Annotated in this window: 8 protein-coding genes and 10 pseudogenes; 5 read left to right on the forward strand and 13 right to left on the reverse strand. The window is 33.3% G+C overall.

Annotation, left to right across the window (positions count from 1 at the left end):
* Nucleotides 1-62: 62 nt before the first annotated feature.
* The 4 genes and pseudogenes from wVul_RS08470 (at nt 63) to wVul_RS02785 (ending at nt 3196) form a co-directional block, all read left to right on the forward strand.
* Nucleotides 63-656 carry a hypothetical protein gene (locus wVul_RS08470; protein ID WP_153295473.1) on the forward strand — a complete coding sequence of 198 codons (594 nt, stop codon included), beginning with the start codon at nt 63-65 and terminating at the stop codon, nt 654-656.
* 88 nt (nt 657-744) lie between these two features.
* Nucleotides 745-1191 carry a hypothetical protein gene (locus wVul_RS02775; RefSeq protein ID WP_047759045.1) on the forward strand — a complete coding sequence of 149 codons (447 nt, stop codon included), beginning with the start codon at nt 745-747 and terminating at the stop codon, nt 1189-1191.
* Nucleotides 1192-1279: 88 nt separating this feature from the next.
* Nucleotides 1280-2077, forward strand: coding sequence for a hypothetical protein (locus tag wVul_RS02780; RefSeq protein WP_047759046.1), 798 nt, complete (start codon nt 1280-1282; stop codon nt 2075-2077).
* A gap of 459 nt (nt 2078-2536) precedes the next feature.
* Nucleotides 2537-3196, forward strand: a pseudogene (locus tag wVul_RS02785) (JAB domain-containing protein).
* A gap of 98 nt (nt 3197-3294) precedes the next feature.
* On the opposite strand, the pseudogene wVul_RS02790 reads toward wVul_RS02785, so the two are convergent.
* From wVul_RS02790 to wVul_RS08495, 10 genes and pseudogenes are all read right to left on the reverse strand, one after another.
* Nucleotides 3295-4253: pseudogene (locus wVul_RS02790) on the reverse strand (DDE-type integrase/transposase/recombinase).
* A 36-nt stretch (nt 4254-4289) separates the two neighbouring features.
* Nucleotides 4290-4676, reverse strand: a pseudogene (locus wVul_RS02795) (IS630 transposase-related protein); the annotation flags it as partial.
* A 92-nt stretch (nt 4677-4768) separates the two neighbouring features.
* Nucleotides 4769-5383: pseudogene (locus wVul_RS08475) on the reverse strand (transposase); the annotation flags it as partial.
* Between the two features lie 83 nt (nt 5384-5466).
* Nucleotides 5467-5610: pseudogene (locus tag wVul_RS08480) on the reverse strand (transposase DNA-binding-containing protein); the annotation flags it as partial.
* A gap of 117 nt (nt 5611-5727) precedes the next feature.
* Complete coding sequence (locus wVul_RS02800; protein WP_047759047.1) at nt 5728-6279, reverse strand: 5-formyltetrahydrofolate cyclo-ligase; 552 nt, start codon at nt 6277-6279, stop codon at nt 5728-5730.
* On the reverse strand, nt 6263-6883 hold the full coding sequence (locus wVul_RS02805) for a ferredoxin reductase domain-containing protein (RefSeq protein WP_047759048.1): 621 nt from the start codon (nt 6881-6883) through the stop codon (nt 6263-6265). The genes wVul_RS02800 and wVul_RS02805 overlap by 17 nt, the downstream gene beginning before the upstream one ends.
* A 99-nt stretch (nt 6884-6982) precedes the next feature.
* On the reverse strand, nt 6983-8125 hold the full coding sequence (locus wVul_RS02810) for a SurA N-terminal domain-containing protein (RefSeq protein ID WP_047759049.1): 1143 nt from the start codon (nt 8123-8125) through the stop codon (nt 6983-6985).
* Nucleotides 8126-8444: 319 nt separating this feature from the next.
* Nucleotides 8445-8555, reverse strand: a pseudogene (locus tag wVul_RS08485) (IS5/IS1182 family transposase); the annotation flags it as partial.
* Nucleotides 8551-8868, reverse strand: a pseudogene (locus tag wVul_RS08490) (integrase core domain-containing protein); the annotation flags it as partial. The pseudogenes wVul_RS08485 and wVul_RS08490, both read right to left, overlap by 5 nt.
* Before the next feature lie 265 nt (nt 8869-9133).
* Nucleotides 9134-10240 (reverse strand): annotated as a pseudogene (locus wVul_RS08495) (IS3-like element ISWpi17 family transposase).
* A gap of 108 nt (nt 10241-10348) precedes the next feature.
* Between wVul_RS08495 and wVul_RS02825 the strand changes: the two are divergent.
* Nucleotides 10349-11155 (forward strand): annotated as a pseudogene (locus wVul_RS02825) (integrase core domain-containing protein); the annotation flags it as partial.
* Nucleotides 11156-11208: 53 nt separating this feature from the next.
* On the opposite strand, the pseudogene wVul_RS08500 reads toward wVul_RS02825, so the two are convergent.
* The 3 genes and pseudogenes from wVul_RS08500 to murD form a co-directional block, all read right to left on the reverse strand.
* A pseudogene (locus tag wVul_RS08500) lies at nt 11209-11736 on the reverse strand (IS630 transposase-related protein); the annotation flags it as partial.
* Nucleotides 11737-11841: 105 nt separating this feature from the next.
* Nucleotides 11842-12453 (reverse strand): COQ9 family protein, encoded by a 612-nt coding sequence (locus wVul_RS02840; RefSeq protein ID WP_047759051.1) that lies wholly within the window; start codon nt 12451-12453, stop codon nt 11842-11844.
* A 6-nt stretch (nt 12454-12459) separates the two neighbouring features.
* Nucleotides 12460-13827 carry a UDP-N-acetylmuramoyl-L-alanine--D-glutamate ligase gene (murD, locus tag wVul_RS02845; RefSeq protein WP_047759052.1) on the reverse strand — a complete coding sequence of 456 codons (1368 nt, stop codon included), beginning with the start codon at nt 13825-13827 and terminating at the stop codon, nt 12460-12462.
* Nucleotides 13828-14390 lie beyond the last annotated feature (563 nt).

Genomic DNA, 14390 nt, shown 5'->3' on the forward strand with positions numbered 1-14390 from the left:
GAAATAAAATTTTAAAGGTATTTTTATGCCAACCAATATTAATTATTTTAGGAGACTAAGTTATGAAGTATAATATTTTACCCCCAACTAATTTAACAACCCCAGATAGTATTTCTGATGTATACTCTGATTGCCGTTATAATATAATGATTAACATAGGCACGCCACCTTGTTCAATACTTAAAGATAAGTGTGATGGCAGAGTAACAAATCTAAGTGATAAGAAAATAATAGAAGAAGATGATAAAGAACTAAGTGATAAGAAAATAATAGAAGAAGATGATAAAGAACTAAGTGATAAGAAAATAATAGAAGAAGATGATCACGGAGTCAAAGATAATAATGAAAAAGTAATAAACGTCAATAAACCTTACATAATATTAGAGAAACTTGCACTAGCAAGTGACATAAGAACTGGATGTATTATAGATTATAAGACTCGAGAGTCTACTGGTCAAAAAATGCAGGATTGTTTTGATATTTTGAATGGATTATATCTTCTAAAATTAACTGACTCAGGAAAAATCTTAGGCAAATGTGGCGATAATATAAACTGCAAGAATTGCATAGACGCTATTAATGTTTCTGTTTTGCCAGATACACAACACAATCTCGATGAAGATCAATACTATTTTGGTGATCAGATGAGCTTATAAATGTTACAGAAATTACAACCTAACTTTGAAGAAAGGATAAACCTTTGCTTTGTTAATTTAATTAAAATAAAATTTTGGAGGTATTATTATGTCAATTGATAATTGTTCTAGCCCGTATTTATACAATAAGACGCAAACCTATGACTATCCATGTACTGATGATAAAGAACTAAGTGATAAGAAAATAATAGAAGAAGATGATCACGGAGTCAAAGATAATAATGAAAAAGTAATAAACGTCAATAAACCTTACGTAATATTAGAGAAACTTGAACTAGCAGGTGACATAAGAACTGGATGTATTATAGATTATAAGACTCAAGAGTCTACTGGTCAAAAAATGCAGGATTGTTTTGATATTTTGAATGGATTATATCTTCTAAAATTAACTGACTCAGGAAAAATCTTAGGCAAATGTGGCGATGATATAAACTGCAAGAATTGCATAGACGCTATTAATGTTTCTGTTTTGCCAGATACACAACACAATCTCGATGAAGATCAATACTATTTTGGTGATCAGATGAGCTTATAAATGTTACAGAAATTACAACCTAACTTTGAAGAAAGGATAAACCTTTGCTTTGTTAATTTAATTAAAATAAAATTTTGGAGGTATTATTATGTCAATTGATAATTGTTCTAGCCCGTATTTATACAATAAGACGCAAACCTATGACTATCCATGTACTACAGAAATTGTTATAAATTTGTTCACAGAAGATGAAGACTGTTGTTGTGATGAAAAACATATTGCCAAGGACGTTATAACTAACAAAGATGAGTGTAACGGAGAAGGATGTGAAAACAGCAAAAAAGATGGTAACTATATTGACGTAAGTAACGATGGTAAGCTTTATATAAGAGAGGCAATAAATAAATTATACCCTGACTTAAGTGAAGACATTATTGGCAAGATTAAAACTAATGATTATTATGTAAAACAATTTGGTATAAAAGTAACTAACTGTGATAAGAATGGTATAGACTACAGTTATATCACTAGTAGAGGAAGCATGAATTCATGGTGCGTTACTATTCCTTCGGGTAATCTTTGCAAAGAATCTTATGATATACGGCAAGATGTTGAAAGTGATCAGTATGAGAATTGTAAAAATCATATTTTTGATGATGAGGCTTATGTAGTAAGCGCAAAAGTATATTACAACGGTGGAAGCATCGACAAAAATAAGCCAGCGGTAGTGCTTTCTCAAAATCAACCACTGATTATTGCTGACAAGAAAACGCATAAACTTGTAAAAAAAGATGGGACAATAAGTGATAAAACACTTGATGAATGCAAAGAATTTTTTGATAGTGATAAAAGAATAACTAGTTGTGCAGAAGAAAAAGGAGATTGTGAAGTTTGCAAAGAAACAATTTGGGATTTTCAGGATGTAGTACCAGCGTTTTTTATATAAGGGAATCAAGATCTTGCATAACCATATGAAAAACCAATAGCCCATTCTTCTTTGTCATTCCAGCGTTACGCGTTGGAATGAAAGGCTATAGGTGTCATCCAAGTAGCTGACACGGAGCAACACGTCATACCACCGCGGCCGCTAACGAGTAGCGGAATGACAGTTCTTCAAATTGTCGGTAAACCTAAGTCGCTTTAGCTATAAATTACATCAGATAACCCTTCAACTTCCCCCACTTATCCGTTATACTACCACAGGTCTCTCTTTAGACGAAATTCAACAGATTTAAAATAAAAAATCAGTATATATTAACATCTTAACTTCTTAATGAAAAAATAAGTAAAAAAGATTGAGAAATTGATTTGACTTCACTCGCAAGCTATGGCTCTATGCCAATGCTGATAAAAAAACAGCAGTAAATATCTAAAAAAAGTTTGTTGTTAGTGAAGGGTAAATTATATGAATAAAAGTAAAGAAGAAATCGAATTCAGAATATTAGAAAGCAAAGGCAAAGCACTACTTGATCGTGAAATCAATGGAGACGTTTCTAAGTGCAGTACATGAAAGGCCGCAGGCTCAGGAAATTGCTAAAAATTTAGTGAATACTTATACGGGAGTAGGAAGGATTTTAGGTCGAGAAATGGATGACCTGCAAGTTATAGAAGGAGTAACTGATTCTGCAGTAGCAATGATTATGTGTGTTAAGGAAACGTTAGAAAGAGTACTGAGAGAAAAAGCTCAAAAATAAGCCAATAATGGACTTACAAGGGCTAGTAGAGTACTTAAACGTCAGTATAGGCCACTCAGAGAGGGAATGTGTAAAAATATTGTATTTGAATAAAAGGCGCCAATTAATCGGAGAAGAATCCTATATTGGTGAAATGGAAAAAGCACCAGTATACATAAAGGAAATTACAAGAAAAGCATTAATAAAAAATGCAGCATTAATAATAATGTCACATAACCATCCTGGAGGAAGTTTAGAGCCGTCAGAAGAAGATCAAACAGTAACGAAGAGCTTAGGCAGCAGCATGTAGTACTGTAAGCGTTAGATTATTTGATCATATTATTATCACAAGTGGGGGCTATTTTAGCTTTAGAGAAAACGGATTGTTATAGCAGAAAGTATTTGCAAATCCACTCACTATAATTTATAATGAGTAATAAAGTGTATAAACTAAGATTTGTATACTTAAAAAGTATTTTTAATATGGGGGTTATATGACTAGTAAAGATCGGAATAAAAAGACTAATGTTAATTGTATGGTCCCAGAGTGTGAATTTAGTGTAAACAAATCAGGAGCACTGTAAACATATAAATTCAAAAGGTGTAAGACCATTGAGAGTTCTGAGTCTTTTAGCGTAATTATAACAAAAGCATAAAGATGCTCTTTGAGTTGCTGATGAGATCGATAGTAATACTTCTTAACTGTAGCATTTTTTAAGGTTTTATTCATACGTTCAACTTGCCCATTTGTCCAAGACTTTTGTCAAACGGTGTTCAATATCATGTTCTTCACAAACTCTATCAAATATATGTTGAAAGGCATACTTATGACGCTTCTGATTAGTAAATTGTATACCGTTGTCTGTCAAAACGGTACGGATTTTATATGGTAAAATTCTAATCAAGTTACGTAAAAACTCAGCAGCTATAGGTTTTGTAGCGCTTTCGTGAAGCTCAACATAAGCAAATTTGGACGTTCTGTCTATAGCAACAAACAAATGCCTTCCTCAGTTCTAATATCAATATGAAAGTAGCCGATAGGATATTGTTTGAACTTCTTTTTAGGCTGGATGTCTCCATCAACATTTGGTAATCTGCTAATATCATAACAACGATGCAAACTAGAACGAGTCAAATATGGAATTGTTGCTTGTAAAGCATATAGGCAATCATCTAGAGGAAGAAGCGTATGTTTACGAAATGCAACAATTATAGCCTCTTCCTCTTTGGTTAAAACTTTGGCTGTTTTGGTCTCATATTCACATCTTTGGTGAATGAACGTTTTTTCCATTTGACAATAGTTTTTGGATTAAGATTATAGCATTGAGAAAGTTTTGCTATGCTCTCTTGACTATTTTGTATTGTCCTACGCACTGCCTCTGTTGTTCTGGTGCACCCGTGTAACCATAACTCCTCCTTTGATGGTATTTTTTTCTCACATTCTATCATACCATCACACTCCGGGACTGTACAATATCTTCGGTGTCCAGATTCGTCGATATACACTAAGTTTTCAGGTTCTTTTGTTTCTATAATTTTTGTGAATTTGGCACGATTTTCTTCGCTTCTTTCTTTGTACCCATAGGTCTTTTTTTCTCGTAAAATTGACCTTTTTTAAAGCTCCGCTAATCGTTTGACAACTTATATTGCCCAAACAGTTTAGCCATTTCTGATAGAGTTTTTCCACCGTGCTTTTTAGCAAATTCAGCAAACGCATTCCAGTCGGTAATTTTATGGTTATAGCCCACGCTTCCAGGCTTTTTTGACTGAAAATCTCCCGTTTTCTCACGTCTTTTCTTCCACTCGTATAAAGTTGTTTTTCTGATCTTAAATCTCTTGGGCTCCACTCTCTCCTTCATCCAACGCTTCCATTACCTTTTTCCTTAAGTCATAACTATATGCTACTTACCTTCACTACTATAAATCCATATCTTACTCTTTTTCTACTATTATGAGAAGGGCTATAACTTATCCTCTAAACATTCTAATAACTCCATTTTTTGATTTATCATATATGTTGGTATCAACGACTTATGAAATAAGCTCCTATTTCATTGATTTGTTTATTGGCACAAAATAACCGAGATTAGCAAATCATTGCTTAATATATTACTTACTATATCCTTGGTCTGACCTCCGTTAAATTAAGTTGGTCTATTTCATGTAGTCGAAAACTCCGGACTTAGTATTGCTTTCATAGCCACTGTAGCACCCTTATATACATCTCTTCCATACTGTTAGGTAGAGCCACTGTCCAATAATTTAACACTATTAAATTGCTGTAAGATTTTGCAATCAATCCGTAGACTGTTTTTAAATAAACACAAAATACATTTGTTTCATAAATTCCACTGCTTCTTCAGTAAATCTAAACCTTGTTTTGTTATATCTCTCGTTTAGTAATTGACACATTGTTTCTACGCTACAATTATCAACTCCTATAAGACCATGGCTTTTACGAACGATGAACCTTTTAGCTTTCTCTTTCTTTTTATAAACCTTGTTGTAATTGAGATTTTGTCTGCTTTTTCATTAAAAAAATCTTTGAGCTTTTTTGATAAGCAAGTTATTTTATTCATTGGTTCTCTCACTAAAAGTACATCTGGGAGAACTTATTATTCTATCTCTTTCATACCTTTATTTCCTTAACTTGACGCCTATGGTTTATTTTACACTCCCCGTTCAGGCGATTCAGCAAAACTGTTTTTAAAAGCCTCTTACTTAATCTTATATCACCAAAATTAACAATTCCAAATTCACTTTCTGCCCATTTACCAGTTGAGGTGCTTATATTTCTTTTTATCATATATTCCATTTTTAGATCATAGATCTATTTATAATAGAAAGTTGAATTAGTAAAATAGCAGCTTTTTCTCTATTTATAGATTTATGGGTAATAGTAAGCCTTAGAAGTGGGGTTACGCTACTCCTTTCTATCCGTTTTCTTGGGCAATCCACTTTCAAATCTAACACACATCTCAGTGATTATAATATCCAATTTTTGATCATGTTGTTCTACAGGTAAATCTTTACAATATTGTTTCTCATAGGCTACACCTATAAATATTTTTCCAAGCGGCCGTAACTTTTTTATCATTGCATCATACCAACCACCGCCAAAACCTAATCTATTAAAATGATCATCAAAAGCAACAACAGTAGTAATGATTGTGTCGGGAATTACATCTTCATTTGTTTCGTTCCATCCCTCAAATCTTAGCAACTGATTTTTATCAGGAATTGCTACTTTATAACCTAAATAGAGCAAACGACACATCAAAGGGACAACATTTATTTCCCCATCCATTGGAATGTAAGCCGCAATTGTTTTGCCTTTAACGTAGCTTAAGTTCTGATTAAAGAAATTAATAAGGGAATTTGCCGCATAACTGGAATAACTTTCATCAATATCTTTTCTTATAGTTCTATATTGCTCTCTTATTTCCTTTTTGTGCTGTTTAATGTCTTTGAACATGATCTATCCATTTCGCAGTGAGTTTTTCTTGTAAACTATTTTGTTTTAAGCGCTCACTTAAAAAATCAAAGTCAATAAATTCCATATCCTGGTCTTGATTACTGCAACTATAAACAAAACTCCTTTCTCCTGTTTCCGTATTTATATGTTGCTGAACACACTGAGCGCAGATTTCCTTCATCATACATTGCATAGGAGAATTAACTGACGATATTGCTATGTGACTTGACTTCAGATATGGCTTTAAAATTGTTTTTCTAGCGTCATTTACAGCTTTCATCATTTTATCAGAACCAATAGTGATGATTTTATCTATAGCGTTCAAATTAATACCTAGCTTTCCTTGTTGATAAGAGATTATTGCATCAACTATATTACCATGAAATGATTTATCTTGATCTCTGCTTGTGTCTATCAATCCTTCTTCACATGCCCAAACTACCGCATTTGATGCACGTTCTATCAGTGCTCGTTTAAATACATCACTTAATTTCTTATAGCCAGCAAAGTACAAAACCTTATTATTATTTTCAAGACACGCCTTCCCTATCGAAAATAATACTGCATTTCCAACTCCACCACCAATTAGCATTATATTCTTCATGTGCTATTTTAACTATATTTGTTCAAATTTTTTGAAATTTTATAGAACAAAGTAATTTTCGCATACAAAGCCAGAGACAAGGACACTCTCTGGCTTCAACTAATGCCGGTAACTGACAGCTGAATTTTTACGCATATCATCTAATAACAAGTTGCTTTGTATCATAATTTTTTGTTGGCGCATCTGCCATTTAATTGCTTCTATATCCGCTACATTACTCTTGATATCACACAATATTATCAACTTTGCAGTGCCATTTTTTCTCAATTCTACTATCTCATTCACACTTGTTTTACTAAATAAAATCTGTAAATCAGGACTTAAATCTCGCATTTTTATTTCAAACTCTTTTGCATTTGGCAGCTTAAAATTATCTGCCAATTTATCAAAATTTAAACAATTAACTTTTTGCTCCTTGAGATTATCCAATAAACTTTCTGAACCTTCAACCACAATCTGTTTTAATTTTAAAGTGCTTTCCAGCAGCGCATAACTAAGCTGTACTTTATCTATGACTTTTATAACGGAGTAACCTCCGCTGAAACTAACCGGACCTGCTATATCGCCGGTTTCTAGTCTTTCTAAAACGCTCTTAAGTTTATCTTTGAACTGACTTAAATTAACTGTTGCTTTACGTATCTTTATTGAAGATTCTGGGTTATTACTATTACGTAATTTTTTTACTAGATCTTTAGCTATACCATAAACGTCCTTGCCTTTTTGATCAGGAATTATAAACTCTTGGAACGTGATAAGATAATCCGGCTTTTCTGTTTGCCTTTTTACATCATCTACTTCTTTATCGCTTATCTTAATAAATGGCATAATTCCTACTTCAATAATCTTGTCCCACAACAGCTGACGCTTCATTTGTTTTTTTAGGATGTTGAGATCTATATTATGCTTCTTTACGTATTGATCAACTTCATTAGCCTTAAGTTTAAAATTTTGGGTTAAAAATAACATGATAGCATTATCTAACTCCTCGTTGCTCAATTTTATATTCAGCCTCTGCGCTTCGTTGATAATGATAATTTCGTCTATTAGCTCCCTAAGAATTTGAGGCTTTGCTTCTTTTTGATTAACACTTTGAGTGCCAAACAATGAATTTATCAAGTTGATGCGTTTTTCGATGTCCAAATTTGAAATTGGCTCACCATTTACATCTGCAACAATTTCAATCTCGGTTGCAAGCAACCTAAGTGGCAACATTATTAATAGTAAAATTAATATTTTATGCATATAAGGCTATTCAGCTAATAACCAATTCTATAATAAATGCTGAGTGAATGCTAGCTAACTTTTTAATAGTTAAAGAAGGAAAGAAAATCACTGCAATAAATACCTAAATAGTAGTATACGGAGCAAAGGGTACTAAAAAAAACTTCTTCTCACGACTGTTATGTAAAATAGGTAAAAGTAGCTATATTCCTTTTTTCTGATAAATACAGGAAATAGGCTTTTTTGGCTACAAATGCATAATTCGTTTCTATATTTTATGTTCAAGTGTTAAGTTTGCAATCAATAGACTTCTTGCATAACCTAAGGAAGCAGCTCAAAATTATAGAAAGAGGCAAAACCGTAAACCGAAACGCCTTCGTTTATTTCTATACCTGTCTGAAATTATTTTAAATCGCTTTAGTAAACCAATAACTACAACTCTTTGGCTAGATGTATGGTCCCAGAGTGTGATGGTGTGGATTTAGTGTAAACAAATCAGGAGCACTGTAAACATATAAATTCAAAAGGTGTAAGACCATTGAGAGTTTTGAGTCTTTTAGCGTAATTATAACAAAAGCATAAAGATGCTCTTTGAGTTGCTGATGAGATCGATAGTAATACTTCTTAACTGTAGCATTTTTTAAGGTTTTATTCATACGTTCAACTTGCCCATTTGTCCAAGGATGGCTAACTTTTGTCAAACGGTGTTCAATATCATGTTCTTCACAAACTCTATCAAATATATGTTGAAAGGCATACTTATGAGTGCACCAAGAAAAGCGTTTAGAAGACAGTTGGTCAACCTAGGCAAAGTCTAGCCAGCAGCCTAGAACAGACCATTATGCTGCGTAAGGTAACGAGCGTAGTAAAGCTAATGGAATGGACAATGCAGGGTACAACGAAAGTGAAGGTATTGAGTATAGTGCACCCATTTGTCTAGACCATTTTTTTCAAAGTGATCCGATTTTTAAAATGAATATGTTGATAAATACGTCGACACACATTTAAAGTATTTATCAACATATTCATTTACTGTTTATGATAATAAAGATCAGCAGGAACTTTATAATGTAGAGTCTGATGTCGCCTTCTATAGTTATACCAAGCAACAAAATCATTTATTATAAGATTCAAATCTCTGATACTATTTGGTCTATAATAATATATAGCTTCTTGCTTTAAAGTTCTCCATAAGCGCTCAACAAATATATTGTCGAAGCAACGTCCTTTATGGTCCATACTGATTTTAATATTAGCACGCTCTAATTCCATAATAAAGTTGTAGCTAGTAAACTGCATCCCTTGATCACTATTAAAAATCTCAGGTTTACCTTGTTTTAGAGCTTCTTTGAGAGTATAAAGGCAAAATCCAGCATCGAGATATGGTGATAATGAATGAGCAATAATATAGCGACTATACAAGTCCATTATTGCCACAAAATAGACAAACTTACCTTCTACCATAATATATGTTATATCAGTAGCCCATACCTGATTAACTCTGCAAATAATCAAATCTTTGAGTAAATAAGGATATATTTTATGCTTTTTTTTCTTTAATACTTGTATTACATCTTTTTCTACAATACAGCCCACTAATCTTCATTTTTTTCATAATTCTTAAGATTTTTTTGTGATTGACTACTACTCCACTCGCTATGATTTCAGCAGTAATTTTACGATATCCATAACGGCAATCAGAAGCCAATTGAATCAAATTTGCTACTTCACTTTCGTTATTAATTATAGGCCTATAATATAGGCTAGATCTGCAAATCCCCAATAAATCAGCCTGTTTCCTAATTGACAGATCAGAATCTTTTTCTATAAACCTTACTCTATCTTTTTTGCTTATTTCAGTAATTTTTTTTTCAAATAACTATTTTCCACTGTCAATTCTCCTATTACTTTATGTAAACTTTCTATTTCTTGCGCTAAGATTCTTTGTTTTCTCGCACTTTCACTTTCTTCAACAAATAGGTCTTTTAACCTTGCCAATACTCTATCACGCCAATCATATAGATTTGTTGATGGTATTTTATATTCACTACATATCTCAGATGTGCTTTTTTGATTTTTTATTGCTTCCAAAGCTATCTTTGCTTTTAACTCTGGTTCATATTTTTTTGTTGCCATACTTTTACCCCTTTACCTTCCTACTCGGATTAACCATTTTTTTTTGGTCTAGTTTATGGGGTGCATTATAATATGCAAATAGAGTATCAGAGAATATAGAAAAAGCAGATAGCAATAGAATTTCCAGCATATGGACAAGAAAGAGCAGCAAATGAACTGAAAAAGAGAGGAATTCTAATATCTGCTAGCGGGAATATGGCAAAGAAACGACCTTGAAAATTTTAAAAAGAGATTGAAAGTGCTGGAAGCAAAGGTAGTACAAGATGGTATAATTTTGACAGAGGAGCAAGTTACTGCTTTAGAAAAAGCTAAGGAACAAAAAGAGGCACATGGCGAAATTGAGACACAACACCCTGGATACTTAGGTAGTCAAGATACATATTATGTAGAAAGGTATTGGACGAATTTATCAACAAACTTTCATTGACACCTACTCTAGAGTGGCCTTCGCTAAGCTTTATACGGAGAAAACTGCCATCACAGCTGCAGATCTTCTCAATGATAGAGTTATACCATTTTTTGATGAACAGATTGCTACGCATTTTAACCGATAGAGGTACGGAGTATTGTGGCAAACCAGGGAATCATGCGTACCAGCTATATTTGGGAATAGAAAATATTGATCACTCTAGAACCAACTCCACAGACTAATGGCATATGTGAAAGGTTCCACAGAAGATGAATGTTACAATATTATCTTTAGAAAGAAAATTTACACCTCTTTGGCAGAACTTCAGTTAGACGTAGACCATTGGGTGCATTCTTACAATAGATCTAGACCACATTCAGGTAAATATTGCTATGGCTATGCAAACCTTTTTTGATAGTATGCATATTGCCTACCAAAAAAATATTGATAACATTAGAACAGATTCTGATATCGGTTTTGACTTCGTCGATTCTTCTGTCAGTTAATTCATGCCTGTCAGATTAAGTCTGGGCTATTACACATTATCAAAGTTTGTCCAGATCGGTGTCAGAAATTGCTCAAACCATTTATTAACATATTGCAGTGGCCTTCAAAGATTAACGGAGCAACTATTTTTCTTCCACTTAAGGCTGCAACCATGCTGATTCCAGATTTTAGGGCTGTCCTTTCTGGCAATATCCATAGGGATAGTCTTCGGTATTATCAATACCAGATTCATCTATATATACTAAGTTTTGAGGTTCTTTTGTCGCTATAACCCTTACAAATTGAGCTCGCTTTTCCTCATTTCTTTCTTTGTATCCGTAAGTCTTGTGAATCCTATATTTTTAAGTGCTCGATTGTCTACTAATATTGCACCAGCATCTCTGACTGAGTTTTGCCACCTTGCAAATGCATTCCAGTCGGTAATTTTATCCACTCTTCCAGGCTTTTTTGACTGAAAATCTCCCGTTTTCTCACGTCTTTTCTTCCACTCATATAAAGTTGTTTTCCCGATCTTAAATCTCTTGGCAACTCCTTCATCCAACGCTTCCATTACCTTTTTCCTTAAGTCATAACTATATGCTACTTACCTTCACTACTATAAATCCATATCTTACTCTTTTTCGACTATTATGAGTAGGGCTATACCTCATAGCTATTCTATGATTAGACCACCTTGTCTACCTTGCTACTCCCCTGAACAGATACAGCTTTCTACCATTCCTTTTAAACGGGTTTTAAACTTTTGAAACGTCATGACATTGTTGATACGCTTATCAAGAAACGATAGAGTATCCACAAAATCTTCTGAATAATCATTAATAAAAAAAAGTATCGTACTTAAGTACACTCCAGCTAATATCACCCGTTTTGTATAGTAGTTAAAATCTGTTGATTGATCGTAAATACCGTACCAAATTGTGCTAACAGTTCTGTACAAGACTTTACTAGAAAAGTATGTATTTTTTGGTAATATAGAGGATGATAAAACATTTTTTAAAAACTCTCTGTAATTTGGTAACTTAGCATAGTTTGAAAGGCGTATTTGGACAGCTAACTTTATCCGCTCTCTTACCTTCATATCTTCTAAATTGTAATTCCAAAGTTCAGTTTCCATTGAGCTATTTAAGTCCTCTGCTATGTACTCCAAAGCACTATATATTCCATTTTGAAATTTACAAAAACTATTGGCTAGGTTAAGGTCCGTGCACACTTTCAATAAGGTTGCATCACTTATTCCTTCAAATGGAATAACCTTAATCAGCTCATCTACTATTAACTTCATTTCATCTCGTTTCATGCAATATCACACTAAACAACATATGTAATTGTACCTGAGATTTTCAAACATTCTGCAAAATGCTTCACCACGTTCTTTAAAATTTTTCCATTGATCAAAAGAGGAACATGCAGGAGAAAGTAATATCGTTACTTCTTCTTTGCTATTTATTGCCTCTTTAAAAGCCAGTTTAAATGCGTTTTCTAGATTATAACACTTCATATAATCTATTTTATTCTCCATAATATTTGCAAAAACTTCAGTTGATTCCCCAATAAGAAAAGCTTTTCTAATCTTGGTGAAATGCTTGCTTAATGATTCTATTCCACCTTTTTTGCTTTTTCCACCGACAATCCAATATATGTTTTTATAAGATAAAATTGCCTTTTCACTCGATTCTGCATTGGTTGCTTTGCTATCGTTGATAAAAAGTACATTCTTTATTTTGCCAAGTAGTTCATTTCTGTGCCTTAACCCTGGGAAGGATTTGATTCCGTTGATAATGGTGTTGCTATCTACTCCAAGTAGCTTACATACGGCATATGTGGCTGCTATGTTCTCTGCGTTGGATATTAGGTTTATTTTTACGTCGCTTACTGATAAGCTATGATTCTCTAGTTTTCCAGTGCCTAGGCACTGGGATGACAAAGAGGGTGACATCGAAGCTGAGATTGAAATTTTGTTCCCAGTGAATTTATTGAATACATCAGCGGTAATTTTGTTATCACATCCTATCACAGCAATCTTGCTACCGTTTATCAATTTTAATTTAGTTGCTATGTAGTTATTCATACTTCCATGTCTATCTATGTGGTCTGGTGTGATGTTGAGCAATACAGAAATATCCACATTAATTTCATTCATTATCTCCAATTGGAAAGAAGAGAATTCAATTACATAAATTTCTGCGTCTCTTTCTAAATCCAAAATAGGAACACCTAAATTTCCGCCAATAGCTACCTTTTTCCCTGCAGATTTTAGTATGTGCCCTATTAGTGATGTGGTAGTTGATTTGCCATTTGTTCCTGTGATGCCTATAACCTTCTGATTTGTAGTTTTAGTTTCAAGAAATAGCTCAATGTCTGATTTTATTTTGCAATCAAAGCTTCTTGCAAGTTTCACTATCCAATGCGTTGTTGTTGGCACTCCAGGGCTTAAAATCAATGTTCTTATCTCATGCCAATTATATTCTTTGGGATGAATAAAATTACACTCTTTATATATCATTTTTGCATTTGCTATTTGTTCTTCATTGTCATCCCATGCATAGATTCTTGCACTGCTCTTTGTTAGAGCATTAATGACAGACAAACCAGTTTTACCGAGGCCGAAAACCGCAACACTTTGATTTTTGTATTTGTTTAGTTGCACTGCTAGATAACTTATGCGAGCCATTTTATAAAGATATCGTACAAACTACAACAGACTTCTTGCATAGGCCACAACTGTCATTCAGTAGAAACGAAAAAATTACTTTATAAATTTCGTCAGTTCACTTATCATGAAAGTGAAGCTATATTATTTAACTTCCCAATCTGTGCAGATTAAAACGACAAGAAGACTTGTATTTGGCGTACTATTTTTGCACTATGTGCATGCTATGCCTTTATAAAATTTCCGGGTTTTTCCCTATACAGGCTGAAACGGGCTGCTTAAGACATCACCCAACGTCAAATTTTAAAATAAAGAGTGAGCTACTCCGGGAATTCTTTGTCTTTTTTTGCTGGTAAATTTCTTAAATAGGTAACCGTTCACGGAGATAAAGTGGTTTACAAAGTAAGTATAAAAGTGTAAAGAAATAGGAAGCTAAATATGGAATGGGTAAATGATAACAGTGCTGCAAGAGAGGGTTGTAGCAGAAAACGTTAATCTCAAGGAAGAAATAAAAGCGCTGATCAGAGAAAATGATAGCTTGAAAGCAAAAATAGTTGAATTAGAAGACAAATTGGGCTTAAATT

The organism is Wolbachia endosymbiont of Armadillidium vulgare str. wVulC, assembly GCF_001027565.1.
In the GTDB taxonomy this organism is placed as follows: Bacteria; Pseudomonadota; Alphaproteobacteria; order Rickettsiales; family Anaplasmataceae; genus Wolbachia.